Origin of the sequence: Pseudomonas sp. IT-P294 (assembly GCF_949767865.1) — a bacterium.
GTDB lineage: Bacteria > Pseudomonadota > Gammaproteobacteria > Pseudomonadales > Pseudomonadaceae > Aquipseudomonas.
Window position 1 is genome coordinate 72,830 of the sequence record NZ_CATKQW010000002.1, and the last position, 13,042, is coordinate 85,871.

At 60.2% G+C, this 13,042-nt stretch carries 11 protein-coding genes; all 11 read left to right on the top strand.

Annotation, left to right across the window (positions count from 1 at the left end; translation table 11 throughout):
• Positions 1-79 precede the first annotated feature (79 nt).
• Complete coding sequence (gene aroQ, locus ACM6I0_RS01600; protein ID WP_020797556.1) at positions 80-532, top strand: type II 3-dehydroquinate dehydratase; 453 nt, start codon at positions 80-82, stop codon at positions 530-532.
• A gap of 46 nt (positions 533-578) precedes the next feature.
• Positions 579-1,040 carry an acetyl-CoA carboxylase biotin carboxyl carrier protein gene (gene accB, locus ACM6I0_RS01605; RefSeq protein WP_090176048.1) on the top strand — a complete coding sequence of 154 codons (462 nt, stop codon included), beginning with the start codon at positions 579-581 and terminating at the stop codon, positions 1,038-1,040.
• 17 nt (positions 1,041-1,057) lie between these two features.
• Positions 1,058-2,416, top strand: coding sequence for an acetyl-CoA carboxylase biotin carboxylase subunit (accC, locus tag ACM6I0_RS01610; RefSeq protein ID WP_090176051.1), 1,359 nt, complete (start codon positions 1,058-1,060; stop codon positions 2,414-2,416).
• Positions 2,417-2,712: 296 nt separating this feature from the next.
• Entirely contained in the window at positions 2,713-3,591 is an 879-nt protein-coding gene (gene prmA / locus ACM6I0_RS01615) for a 50S ribosomal protein L11 methyltransferase (protein WP_414921324.1), read from the top strand.
• Between the two features lie 30 nt (positions 3,592-3,621).
• Positions 3,622-4,836 carry a DUF3426 domain-containing protein gene (locus tag ACM6I0_RS01620; RefSeq protein WP_414921325.1) on the top strand — a complete coding sequence of 405 codons (1,215 nt, stop codon included), beginning with the start codon at positions 3,622-3,624 and terminating at the stop codon, positions 4,834-4,836.
• A 185-nt stretch (positions 4,837-5,021) separates the two neighbouring features.
• Entirely contained in the window at positions 5,022-6,032 is a 1,011-nt protein-coding gene (dusB, locus tag ACM6I0_RS01625; RefSeq protein ID WP_056746229.1) for a tRNA dihydrouridine synthase DusB, read from the top strand.
• Positions 6,029-6,349, top strand: a complete 321-nt coding sequence (gene fis, locus ACM6I0_RS01630) for a DNA-binding transcriptional regulator Fis (RefSeq protein ID WP_007907419.1) — start codon at positions 6,029-6,031, stop codon at positions 6,347-6,349. The genes dusB and fis overlap by 4 nt, the downstream gene beginning before the upstream one ends.
• An 81-nt stretch (positions 6,350-6,430) precedes the next feature.
• Entirely contained in the window at positions 6,431-8,038 is a 1,608-nt protein-coding gene (gene purH / locus ACM6I0_RS01635) for a bifunctional phosphoribosylaminoimidazolecarboxamide formyltransferase/IMP cyclohydrolase (RefSeq protein WP_285431886.1), read from the top strand.
• A gap of 154 nt (positions 8,039-8,192) precedes the next feature.
• Positions 8,193-9,488 (top strand): phosphoribosylamine--glycine ligase, encoded by a 1,296-nt coding sequence (purD, locus tag ACM6I0_RS01640; RefSeq protein ID WP_285431884.1) that lies wholly within the window; start codon positions 8,193-8,195, stop codon positions 9,486-9,488.
• Between the two features lie 99 nt (positions 9,489-9,587).
• Positions 9,588-12,365, top strand: a complete 2,778-nt coding sequence (locus ACM6I0_RS01645; protein ID WP_285431883.1) for a hybrid sensor histidine kinase/response regulator — start codon at positions 9,588-9,590, stop codon at positions 12,363-12,365.
• 64 nt (positions 12,366-12,429) lie between these two features.
• Complete coding sequence (locus ACM6I0_RS01650) at positions 12,430-13,026, top strand: MarC family protein (RefSeq protein WP_285431882.1); 597 nt, start codon at positions 12,430-12,432, stop codon at positions 13,024-13,026.
• Positions 13,027-13,042: the final 16 nt, after the last annotated feature.

The window sequence follows — 13,042 nt, forward strand, 5'->3', positions numbered from 1 at the left end:
TAGAACTGGACAGTCACAAAGGCTTTGCGGCATAGTCGCCGGGTTCTGACAACTGCACACAGATAACAAGGATCAGCAGATGGCGACCTTATTGGTTTTGCATGGCCCCAACCTGAACTTGCTCGGCACCCGTGAACCGGGCACCTATGGCGCTACGACACTGGCGCAGATCAACCAGGACCTGGAACGCCGCGCCCGTGAAGCCGGTCACCATTTACTGCATCTGCAAAGCAACGCCGAATATGAATTGATCGACCGCATCCACGCCGCTCGCAGCGAAGGTGTGGATTTCATTCTGATCAATCCAGCAGCTTTTACGCACACAAGTGTCGCATTACGTGACGCGCTGCTGGCGGTGAGCATCCCATTCATCGAAGTGCATTTGTCTAACGTGCACAAACGCGAACCTTTCCGCCATCACTCTTACTTCTCCGACGTAGCGGTGGGAGTGATCTGCGGCCTTGGCGCCAGCGGTTATCGACTGGCCCTGGAGGCTGCCCTAGAACAGCTTGAAAGACCGGCAACAGCTTGAACAACAAGCGTAACGCCCCTGACCGACCCTTGGGAGTTGATGATTCATGGATATCCGTAAAGTTAAGAAACTGATCGAACTGCTGGAAGAATCCGGCATCGACGAGCTCGAGATCAAGGAAGGCGAAGAGTCTGTACGCATCAGCCGTCATAGCAAAACCCCGGCTCAGCAGTACTACGCACCCGCTCCAATGCACGCTCCGGCTCCAGCGCCTGTCGCTGCCGCCCCGGTTGCCGCAGCCGCTCCTGCTGCTCCTGCCGCCCCCGCGCTGAACGGCGCCGTTGCCCGTTCGCCAATGGTCGGTACGTTCTATCGCAAGTCTTCGCCATCGTCGCCGTCCTTCGTTGAAGTCGGCCAGACCGTGAAGAAAGGCGACACCCTGTGCATCGTCGAAGCCATGAAGATGATGAACCACATCGAAGCTGAAACCAGCGGTGTGATCGAATCCATCCTCGTCGAAGACGGCCAGCCGGTTGAGTACGACCAACCGCTGTTCACCATCGTTTGAACCGCGGAGAAACTTTGATGACTGCGAAGTTGGAAAAAGTTCTGATCGCCAACCGCGGTGAGATTGCCCTGCGGATCCTGCGTGCCTGCAAAGAGATGGGCATCAAGACTGTCGCCGTTTACTCCAAGGCCGACAAAGAGCTGATGCACCTGGGCCTGGCGGACGAATCCGTCTGCATCGGTCCGGCCTCGGCCGCGCACTCTTACCTGCACATTCCGGCAATCATCGCCGCTGCTGAAGTGACTGGCGCTACCGCCATTCACCCAGGCTACGGTTTCCTTGCGGAAAACGCTGATTTCGCTGAACAGGTCGAGAACTCCGGCTTTGCTTTCATTGGCCCCAAAGCCGACACCATTCGCCTGATGGGCGACAAGGTATCGGCCAAGCACGCCATGATCGCTGCAGGCGTTCCAACCGTTCCGGGTTCCGACGGCCCACTGCCTGAAGACGAAGAAACCGCTCTGCGCATCGGTCGCGAAGTCGGTTACCCGGTGATCATCAAGGCCGCTGGCGGCGGCGGTGGTCGCGGCATGCGCGTCGTGCATAAAGAAGAAGACCTGATCTCCTCGGCGAAACTGACCCGCTCCGAAGCAGGCGCGGCGTTCGGCAACCCGATGGTCTATCTGGAAAAATTCCTGACCAACCCACGTCACGTGGAAGTCCAGGTGCTTTCCGATGGCCAGGGTCACGCCATCCATCTGGGCGACCGCGATTGCTCGCTGCAACGTCGTCACCAGAAGGTACTCGAAGAAGCACCGGCACCGGGCATCGACGAAAAAGCACGCGCTGAAGTCCTCGCTCGCTGCGTCAAGGCGTGCATCGACATCGGCTACCGTGGCGCCGGCACCTTCGAGTTCCTTTACGAAAACGGCCACTTCTACTTCATCGAGATGAACACTCGTGTCCAAGTAGAGCACCCGGTTTCGGAAATGGTCACTGGCATCGACATCGTCAAGGAGATGCTCAGCATCGCCGCTGGCAACAAGTTGTCGTACACCCAGGAAGACGTGGTCATCCGCGGTCATGCGCTGGAATGCCGGATCAACGCCGAAGACCCGAAAACCTTCATGCCAAGCCCAGGCACGGTCAAGCATTTCCACGCACCAGGCGGCAACGGCGTTCGCGTCGATTCGCACCTGTACAGCGGTTATGCCGTTCCGCCGAACTACGATTCGTTGATCGGCAAGCTGATCACCTACGGCGCAACCCGTGAAGAAGCCATGGCGCGCATGCGCAATGCGCTGGACGAAATCGTTGTCGACGGGATCAAGACCAACATCCCGCTGCACCGCGACCTGGTCCGTGATGAAGGCTTCTGCAAAGGGGGCGTGAACATTCACTACCTCGAGCACAAGCTAGCAGGCGAGAAGCACTAAGCTTCGACCCCATCAACAAAGCCGCCCTCGGGCGGCTTTGTTGTTTCTGGGTATTTCATCCGAGCATCACACCTCCCCTGCGGGAGCGAGCTTGCTCGCGATGACGGCATGTCAGTCGACATAGATACCGGATGTGAGGCCCTCATCGCGAGCAAGCTCGCTCCCACAGGGTATGGCGCTCATCAGAACTGTGCGGTGAGCACAGGCGACTCCCACAAATGCCCCGCGCTCGCGTAAACTTGCGCGCTTCTCGCAGCCCGCTAGGCTGCAATCAATATTTTTCAAAGGTGCCCGCCATGCCTTGGCTGCAAGTCCGTCTCGCCATCAGCCCAGAACAAGCCGAAACCTACGAAGACGCGTTCCTTGAAGTGGGCGCCGTGTCGGTGACCTTCATGGATGCCGAAGATCAGCCGATCTTCGAACCGGAACTCAACACCACGCCGCTGTGGTCGCACACGCACCTGCTGGCACTGTTCGAAGGCGGCACCGAAGCCGCCTCCGTACTGGCCCATCTTGAATTGCTGACCGGCAGCCCGCTGCCCGAGCACCACAGCGAAGTCATCGAAGACCAGGACTGGGAACGCAGCTGGATGGATGGTTTCCAGCCGATGCGTTTCGGCCAGCGCCTGTGGATCGTGCCGAGCTGGCACGCCGCGCCGGAACCGGACGCCGTGAACCTGCTGCTGGATCCGGGCCTGGCATTCGGCACCGGCACCCACCCGACCACCGCATTGTGCCTGGAATGGCTCGACGGGCAGGACCTCAAGGACTGCAACGTGCTCGACTTCGGCTGCGGCTCGGGGATCCTGGCGATTGCCGCGCTCTTGCTGGGCGCCAAGCAAGCCGTCGGCACCGACATCGACGTCCAGGCACTGGAAGCTTCCCGCGACAACGCCGGGCGCAACAATATTGCCGAAGCGCTTTTCCCTTTGTATCTGCCAGAAGATCTGCCCCAGGTTCAGGCCGATGTGCTGGTCGCCAACATTCTGGCTGGCCCGCTGGTTTCCCTGGCGCCGCAGCTGTCCCGCCTGGTCAAGCCTGGCGGCCGCCTGGCACTGTCAGGCATCCTCGCCGAGCAAGGTGAAGACGTTGCCAAAGCCTACGCCCAGGACTTCGATCTGGACCCGATCGCCAATCGCGATGGCTGGGTGCGCATCACTGGCCGTCGGCGCTAGAATGAGCGCCTGCCTAAACCGGATCGCCGCATGACCGACAGCTTCGTCACTCAGTGCCCGCATTGCCAAACCAGTTTCCGCGTGAGCCACGCTCAATTGAGCGTGGCCCGTGGAGTGGTTCGTTGCGGCTCGTGCCTGCAGGTGTTCAACGCCGCCAAGCAGCTGCTTGACCAGCGGGCCGGCAAGGAAGCGCTCAAACCGGTCGCCCCGGCCATCGTCGAACCGCCGGCACAGCGCGCCATCAGCCAAAAGCAATGGTCCGCCGCCGAGCTGGATCTGGACAGCCTGGACCTGGACGAAGAACTTGCCCGGCTCGAACAGCGGGAAATCCAGCCGACCACCGAATTTGGCCGGCACCGCGAAGACAGCCTGAGCGCTCGCCGGGATAACGCCGAACACGACGTTCCGTGGTCCGACAGCCTCTTCAGCGAATCGGCCGCCGATCGCGCCCAGGCGGTCGAAGCCGACCAAAAGGAAGCGCGGACTGAACCGGGCAAACACTCGCGCACTGAACCTTCGTTCTCGCTGGAACCGGTTGATCTGGACGACGACCCCCAGGTGCCACAACTGCGCCTGAATGACCCGCTCGACATGCCCTTGCACCATGATCGTCTGTCGGCAACCGATGCGACTGACGACGACCTGCCCCCGATCGTCCCCCTGCGCAAGCGACACGAGCGCAGCGAATCGACCGAACGTGCCGAGGCCTTGCAAGACCTGAGCGACGATCCGCTGCAACTGGATTGGCAAAAACGCCGTTCCCCCTGGGGCCGACGGCTGTTCTGGTCGGTACTGGTCCTGCTCGGCGTAGCCGCGCTGGCGGGCCAATACGTCGCCTACCATTTCGACGAGCTGGCACGCCAGGACCAGTACCGCCCATGGTTCCAGCAACTGTGTCCGCAAATCGGCTGCACGGTACCGTCCAAGGTCGACATCGCAAAAATCAAGAGCAGCAACCTGGTTGTACGCAGCCACCCCGAGTTCAATGGTGCATTGGTGGTCGATGCGATCATCTACAACCGTGCGCCCTTCTCTCAGCCATTCCCGCTGCTGGAACTGCGTTTCGCCGACCTTAACGGACACCTGATCGCCAGCCGTCGCTTCAAGCCCGGCGAATACCTCAACGGCGACCTCGAAGGGATGGCGGAGATGCCACCGCAGACGCCGATCCACATCGCACTGGATATTCTCGATCCAGGCTCCAAAGCGGTGAACTACAGCCTGAGCTTCCACTCGCCCGAGTGAAACGGTTCACCGTTACAGGCTTGACGGCATATTTCTGACTTTGACCGCTCATACCAAACCGCTGGCGATAACAGAATTACTGTTCAGATTTTGTTCAATTCAGCCTTTATCCAGTCATCGAGAGCGGGTATCATGCCAACCCTTTTTCGAACTCTCATGATCCGGCCCCACAACAGGGAAGTCCTATGTCGGCGGTACGCATCGGTCCATATACATTGCACAACGGCTTGATTCTCGCCCCAATGGCGGGCGTCACAGACCAACCCTTTCGTCAGCTGTGCAAGCGACTGGGCGCAGGACTTGTAGTCTCGGAAATGGTCACCAGCGACATGAGTTTGTGGAACACCCGCAAATCGCGGATGCGCATGATTCACGAAGGTGATCCCGAGCCTCGCTCGGTACAGATCGCCGGTGGCGATGCGCAGATGCTTGCGGATGCGGCCCGAGCGAATGTCGAACTGGGCGCACAGATTATTGACATCAATATGGGCTGTCCGGCGAAGAAGGTCTGCAACAAGGCCGCCGGTTCCGCACTGTTGAAGGATGAAGCATTGGTCACCGAGATCCTGCAAGCCGTAGTGGCTGCGGTCGATGTGCCGGTCACCTTGAAGATCCGCACCGGCTGGGACCGGGACAACAAGAATGGTTTGACGGTGGCGAAGATCGCCGAGCAGGCAGGCATCACGGCGTTGGCGGTCCATGGCCGCACCCGTGCCGACCTGTACACCGGTGAAGCCGAGTACGACACCATTGCCGCGATCAAGCAGGCGGTGTCGATTCCGGTCTTCGCCAACGGCGATATCGATTCACCCGAGAAGGCCCGGTACGTACTCGATGCGACCGGCGCCGATGGCCTGCTGGTAGGCCGGGCTGCCCAGGGGCGGCCATGGATTTTTCGTGAGATCGATCATTTCCTGCGTACCGGCGAGAAACTCCCGGCACTGGAACTGATCGAGGTGGAACGCATTCTGCTAGAGCATCTGGCTGCACTGCACGTCTTCTATGGAGACGTCATGGGTGTCCGTATCGCTCGAAAGCATGTGGGCTGGTATCTCGCAACCTTGCCGGGCGCCAGGGAGTTTCGCGCCCACTTCAATCGTTTGGAAGATACGGAAGCACAATGCGCCAACGTTCAGGGCTTCTTCGCCGAACGTTATAAGAGCCTGACAGGGGACGGAGAAGGGGTGGCCGCATGACGATGATGACCGAGACTTTAGTGAGTGGAACAACACCCGTGAGCGACAACGTGAATTTGAAACAGCACCTCAATACGCCTAGCGAAGAAGGTCAGACCCTTCGCGGGAGTGTCGAGAAGGCGCTGCACAATTATTTCGCCCACCTTGAGGGCGCTGCCGTCACGGATGTGTACAACCTGGTGCTCTCCGAAGTCGAGGCTCCCCTGCTCGAGTGCGTGATGAACTACGTCAAGGGCAACCAGACCAAGGCCAGCGAGCTGCTCGGACTCAACCGGGGCACGCTGCGCAAGAAACTCAAGCAGTACGATTTGCTGTAAGCATTCAATCAAACCAGAAAGGCGCCCGCGTAAAACCGGTCGCCTTTTTTGCTGACTCCTTTGCTTTTGATGGAAATTGAAATGACCGACCAGACTACCCGCCTGCCGATCCGCCGCGCCTTGATCAGCGTTTCCGACAAGACCGGGATCCTTGAATTCGCCAAGGAGCTTGAAGCCCTGGGCGTCGAGATCCTCTCCACCGGCGGAACGTTCAAGCTGCTGCGCGACAACGGTGTTGCCGCAGTGGAAGTCGCCGATTACACCGGTTTCGCAGAAATGATGGACGGTCGGGTCAAGACCCTGCACCCGAAAATCCATGGCGGGATCCTCGGTCGTCGCGGTATTGACGACGCCATCATGAACGAACACGGCATCAAGCCGATCGATCTGGTAGCGGTCAACCTGTACCCGTTCGAAGCCACCATCAACAAGCCAGGTTGCGACCTGCCGACCGCCATCGAAAACATCGACATCGGCGGCCCGACCATGGTCCGTTCGGCAGCAAAAAACCATAAAGACGTGGCCATCGTGGTCAACGCCAGCGACTACGCCAGCGTCCTCGAAAACCTCAAGGCCGGCGGCCTGACCTACGCTCAGCGTTTCGACCTGATGCTCAAGGCCTTTGAACACACCGCCGCCTATGACGGCATGATCGCCAACTACATGGGCACTGTGAACCAGGCCGCTGAAACCCTCAGCACCCAAGGTCGCAGCGAGTTCCCGCGCACCTTCAACAGCCAGTTCGTCAAGGCCCAGGAAATGCGCTACGGCGAGAACCCGCACCAGAGCGCGGCGTTCTACGTGGAAGCCAAGCCTGCCGAAGTCGGCATCGCCACCGCGACCCAACTGCAAGGCAAAGAGCTGTCGTACAACAACGTGGCCGACACCGACGCCGCGCTGGAATGCGTCAAGAGCTTCGTCAAGCCGGCCTGCGTGATCGTCAAGCACGCCAACCCGTGCGGCGTGGCCGTGAGCCCGGACGCCGAAGGCGGCATCCGCCAGGCCTACGAACTGGCTTATGCCACCGACACCGAATCGGCGTTCGGCGGCATTATCGCGTTCAACCGCGAGCTGGATGCTGAAACGGCCAAGGCCATCGTCGAGCGTCAGTTCGTTGAAGTGATCATCGCGCCGTCCGTCAGCGAAGAAGCCCGCGCCATCGTGGCCGCCAAAGCCAACGTGCGCCTGCTGGCCTGTGGCGAGTGGTCGGCTGACCGCGCCCCTGCGTGGGACTACAAACGTGTCAACGGTGGTCTGCTGGTACAGAGCCGCGACATCGGCATGATCAGCGCCGATGACCTGAAAGTCGTGACCAAGCGTGCACCGACCGAGCAAGAGATCCACGACCTGATCTTCGCCTGGAAAGTGGCCAAGTACGTCAAATCCAATGCCATCGTCTACGCCAAGAACCGTCAGACCATCGGTGTCGGCGCCGGCCAGATGAGCCGCGTGAACTCGGCCCGTATCGCTGCGATCAAGGCTGAACATGCCGGCTTGCAGGTCGCCGGTTCGGTGATGGCATCGGATGCGTTCTTCCCATTCCGCGATGGTCTGGACAACGCGGCCAAGGTTGGCATTACCGCAGTGATCCAGCCAGGCGGCTCGATGCGTGATGCAGAAGTGATTGCAGCGGCTGATGAAGCCGGCATCGCCATGGTATTCACCGGCATGCGCCACTTCCGTCACTAAGCACAACGATCAACTGTGGGAGCTGGCCTGCCAGCGATAGCATCCCCTCGGTTTAGCTGATAAACCGAGTTGCTTGCATCGCCGGCAGGCCAGCTCCCACAGAAAAGCGTCCCTGCGGCGCTCAACAGAATTAGCGTCATCCGAGGTTTTTGAAATGAATGTTTTGATCATTGGCAGCGGTGGCCGTGAACACGCCCTGGCCTGGAAAGTGGCTCAGGATCCGCGCGTGCAGAAAGTGTTCGTTGCCCCGGGCAACGCCGGTACGGCCACTGAAGCCAAGTGCGAGAACGTCGCCATCGACGTGCTGGCCCTTGAGCAACTGGCTGACTTTGCCGAGAAAAACGTTTCCCTGACCATCGTCGGCCCGGAAGTGCCGCTGGTCGCAGGCGTGGTCGATCTGTTCCGTTCCCGTGGCCTGGATTGCTTCGGTCCGACCGCTGGCGCCGCTCAGCTGGAAGGTTCGAAAGCGTTCACCAAGGATTTCCTCGCACGCCACAAGATCCCGACCGCCGATTACCAGAACTTCACCGAGATCGAGCCGGCACTGGCTTATCTGCGTGAAAAAGGCGCACCGATCGTGATCAAGGCCGACGGCCTGGCTGCCGGTAAAGGCGTCATCGTTGCGATGACCCTGGCCGAAGCCGAAGACGCCGTACGCGACATGCTCGCGGGCAACGCCTTTGGCGAGGCCGGTTCGCGTGTTGTGATCGAAGAATTTCTGGACGGCGAAGAAGCCAGCTTCATCGTCATGGTCGACGGCAAGAATGTGCTGCCGATGGCCACCAGCCAGGACCACAAACGCGTCGGCGACGGCGACACCGGCCCGAACACTGGCGGCATGGGTGCTTACTCCCCTGCCCCGGTGGTGACTGCCGACGTTCATCAGCGGGTCATGGACCTGGTGATCTGGCCGACGGTGCGCGGCATGGCCGCGGAAGGCAACGTCTACACTGGTTTCCTGTACGCGGGCTTGATGATCGACAAGGCTGGTAACCCAAAAGTTATCGAGTTCAACTGCCGTTTCGGTGATCCTGAGACCCAACCGGTGATGCTGCGCTTGCAGTCGAGCCTGGTGCTATTGGTCGAAGCCGCCCTGGCGCAAGCCCTGGACAAGGTCGAAGCACAATGGGATCCACGTCCGAGCGTCGGGATTGTGCTGGCCGCTGGCGGTTACCCGGGCGACTACACTAAAGGCGTCGCCATCAACGGTCTGGAAGCCGCCGCCGCTCTGGAAGGCAAAGTCTTCCACGCCGGCACTGCGCTCAAGGACGGTCAAGTGGTGACGGCCGGTGGTCGGGTGCTCTGCGCTACCGCCATGGGCGCCAGCGTCGATGCTGCCCAGCAGCAGGCTTACAAGCTGGCGGCCAAGATTGATTGGGAAGGCTGTTTCTATCGCAAGGACATTGGCTATCGTGCCATTGCCCGCGAGCGTGGCGAAAATCAGGAATAATCGATCCATTCAGCCGGGCAAGGGCCTCAGGCCCTTGTCGGACTATTCCGGCGCCGCGCATAGTAATAATCTGGCATCAACCTACGAAGGGATTTCGCCGTGCGCTGGCTCAGGATTGCCATAGGTTTCACTGTCACATTGCTGACCTTGCTCTGCATGCTGCCGGCGCTCGCCGCGCAAGGCAGTGGCTGGGCAGTATTGCTTGATGAACAGGGCGACCTGCAGCTGAGCGACATCCGTTCCGCTCGCTACACCAATCAATTCAGCCCCACCGAACTGGACCGCCTGACCGCGGCCGAGCCCGGAGGGGCGTTGTGGCTGCGCTTCAGGCTGGCGCCCGGCAAACACGAGCAATTGCTGCGAGTGTTCGCCCCCGACCTGTCGCACCTCAACCTGTATGTGCTCGACGGCGACACGCTGATCGATCAATTGAACACCGGCACCTCGCAACCCCAGACTGAGCGTCCCCTGCCCAGCAGCGACTTCATGTTGCCGCTGCCACAAAGCGACAAACCCCTCGAGGTCTACCTGCGACTCGTGTCCGAACACCAGTTGCGGCCCTTCATCACCCTGCAATCGGCGATCATGACCGCCGCCAACCAGAAGCAGACGTTGATTTACGGCCTGCTGTTCGGTTGCATCGGGATGCTGATCCTGCACAACCTCGTGCGCTACGCGTATACGCGATCACGCAGCAGTGTGTGGCTCGCCGGATGCGAGGCGCTGCTGATGCTCAGCCTGCTGTTGCTACTGAATCTGGCCGGCCCCTGGTTACCCGACTGGCATGCCGTGCAAACGCCCGGCGCCTACCTTGCCTTGCTGCTGACGGCGCCCTGCGGCCTGATGTTTGCCTATCGTTTCTTCGCCCCACTCGGCCCGCATCCGCTGAACAAGCTGTTGCTGGGAGATATCCTGTTCATCGTGGTCTGCGGCTTGTTGCTGTTATTCGTTAACACGCTGCCGCTCAATATCATGACCTACGCCCTGGTGGCGCTCGCCGGTCTGAGCATGTTGTTCGTCGGCGCCCATCACTGGCAAAAAGGCTATCGTCCGGCTCGCCTTTTCGTTGCGGCGATGGTGGTGTTCAACATCGGCACGTTGATCATTTTGCCGGCCCTGTTGGGGCTGACACAGGTTGCCCCACAAGGCCTGATCATCACGCTGCTCACGTTCATCTGCGTCAGTGGCCTGCTGATGAGCATTGCCCTGAGTGAACGCCAGCGCAGCATCACTGAGGATCGCTTCAGCATCAGTCGAGACCTGGCGGCCAGCAATGCCGAGATCAACGCCAAGGCCGAATTCCTCGCCAAGATCAGCCATGAAATCCGCACCCCGATGAATGGCGTGCTGGGCATGACCGAGTTACTGCTGGGCACGCCTCTGTCGGTCAAACAGCGCGACTATGTGCAGACCATCCACAGTGCCGGCAACGAACTGCTGACGCTGATCAACGAGATTCTCGACATCTCCAAGCTCGAGTCCGGGCAAATCGAACTGGACGATGTGCAGTTCGACCTCAATGCCCTGATCGAAGACTGCCTGAGCATCTTCCGCGCCAAGGCCGAACAGCAGAACGTCGAGCTGATCAGCTTCATCCAGCCACAAGTGCCACGCGTCATCAGCGGTGACCCGACGCGCCTGCGCCAGACCTTGCTGAGCCTGCTGGAAAACGCACTCAAGAAAACCGACGAAGGCGAGATCCTGATCGTCGTCGCCCTCGATGACCGCAGCGCCAAACCGCGCCTGCGCATCGCCGTGCAGGACAGCGGCGTGCCGATGGAGCCCGAAGAGCGTGATGCCCTGATGCACGCCGAGCTGCACAGCAAGCACTTCCTCTCGGCGACCAGCCTGGGCGGTAATCTGGGGCTGGTGATTGCCCGTCAGTTGATTCGCCTGATGCAGGGTGAGTTCGGCATCAAGAGCGGCGCCAACCAGGGCAGCACCTTGTGGCTGACCCTGCCATTGGACCCTGATCGACTCGAGCATCCGACCTCAGACCTCGATGGTCCGCTGCAAGGTGCACGCGTGCTGGTGGTCGATGACAACGACACCTGCCGCAAGGTGCTGGTGCAGCAATGCAGCGCCTGGGGCCTGAACGTCAGTGCCGTTCCGTCGGGTAAAGAGGCGTTGGCATTACTGCGCACCAAAGCGCACTTGCGCGACTACTTCGATGTGGTTCTGCTCGACCAGAACATGCCTGGCATGACCGGTATGCAACTGGCGGCCAAGATCAAGGAAGACCCGAGCCTGAACCACGATATTCTGCTGATCATGCTCACCGGCATCAGCAATGCACCGAGCAAGATCATCGCGCGTAACTCCGGAGTCAAACGCATTCTGGCCAAACCGGTGGCCGGCTACACCCTCAAGACCACCCTGGCCGACGAGCTGAACCAGCGCAACAAAGGCCAGGCCATGTCGCAGCACTTGCCAACCGGCCCGATGCTTCCGGTCAAGGTCCCAAGCGATTTCCGCATCCTGGTGGCAGAAGACAACAGCATCTCGACCAAAGTGATTCGCGGCATGCTCGGCAAGCTCAACCTGCAACCGGATACCGCCAGCAATGGCGAAGAAGCCTTGCAGGCGATGAAAGCCCAGCGCTATGACCTGGTGTTGATGGACTGTGAAATGCCGATCCTCGACGGGTTCTCCGCGACCCAACAATTGCGTGCCTGGGAGGTCGGCAACCAGCGAGTTCGCACCCCCGTGGTGGCATTGACCGCGCACATTCTCGCCGAGCACAAAGAGCGCGCGCGCCAGGCCGGCATGGACGGGCACATGGCAAAACCGGTCGAGCTGTCGCAGTTGCGCGACTTGATTGAGCACTGGGTGGCGGAACGGGATCAGCAAAACCGGGCGACGGCTCAAACCTCCTGAGCCGACAGACCTCGTAACGCCTGATAGACTCCCCCTCGACTTTCCCAGACTGTGAGCCTGCATCATGCTCCATGTGTTATTCAGCGTTTACCTGAAGATGCTGGTGCTCTATAGCCCGTTCTTCGTGTTGTCCTGCTTCATCAGTCTGACCCGCGGCTATTCGCGCAAGGAACAACGGCGCCTGGCCTGGAAAGTAGCCGTTGCCACACTGGTCTCCAGCGTCTTGCTGTACCTCTTCGGACGCGTGATTTTCAGCGTCTTCGGCATCACCGTCGACGCGTTCCGCATCGGAGCCGGCAGCGTGTTGTTCATCTCCGCATTAGGCATGGCCCAAGGCAAGTCAGCGGTACAGACCGACAATGTGCAGCAGGATGTGACGATCGTCCCGCTGACCATCCCCCTCACGGTCGGTCCCGGCACCATCGGTGCCTTGCTGGTGATGGGCATCAGCCAGCCGCATTGGGACGACAAGCTCACGGCGATTCTCAGTATTGCCTTGGCCAGTTTTACGGTTGGCGTGGTGCTTTACCTGTCGAACCGGATCGAGCGGATTCTCGGTGACCAGGGTTTGCAGATCGTCAGTCGGTTGATGGGTTTGTTTGTCTGTGCGCTCGCGGCGCAGATCATCTTTACCGGGGTCAAGGGTTATCTGGTTCCCTGAACACACAGGCCGCTGG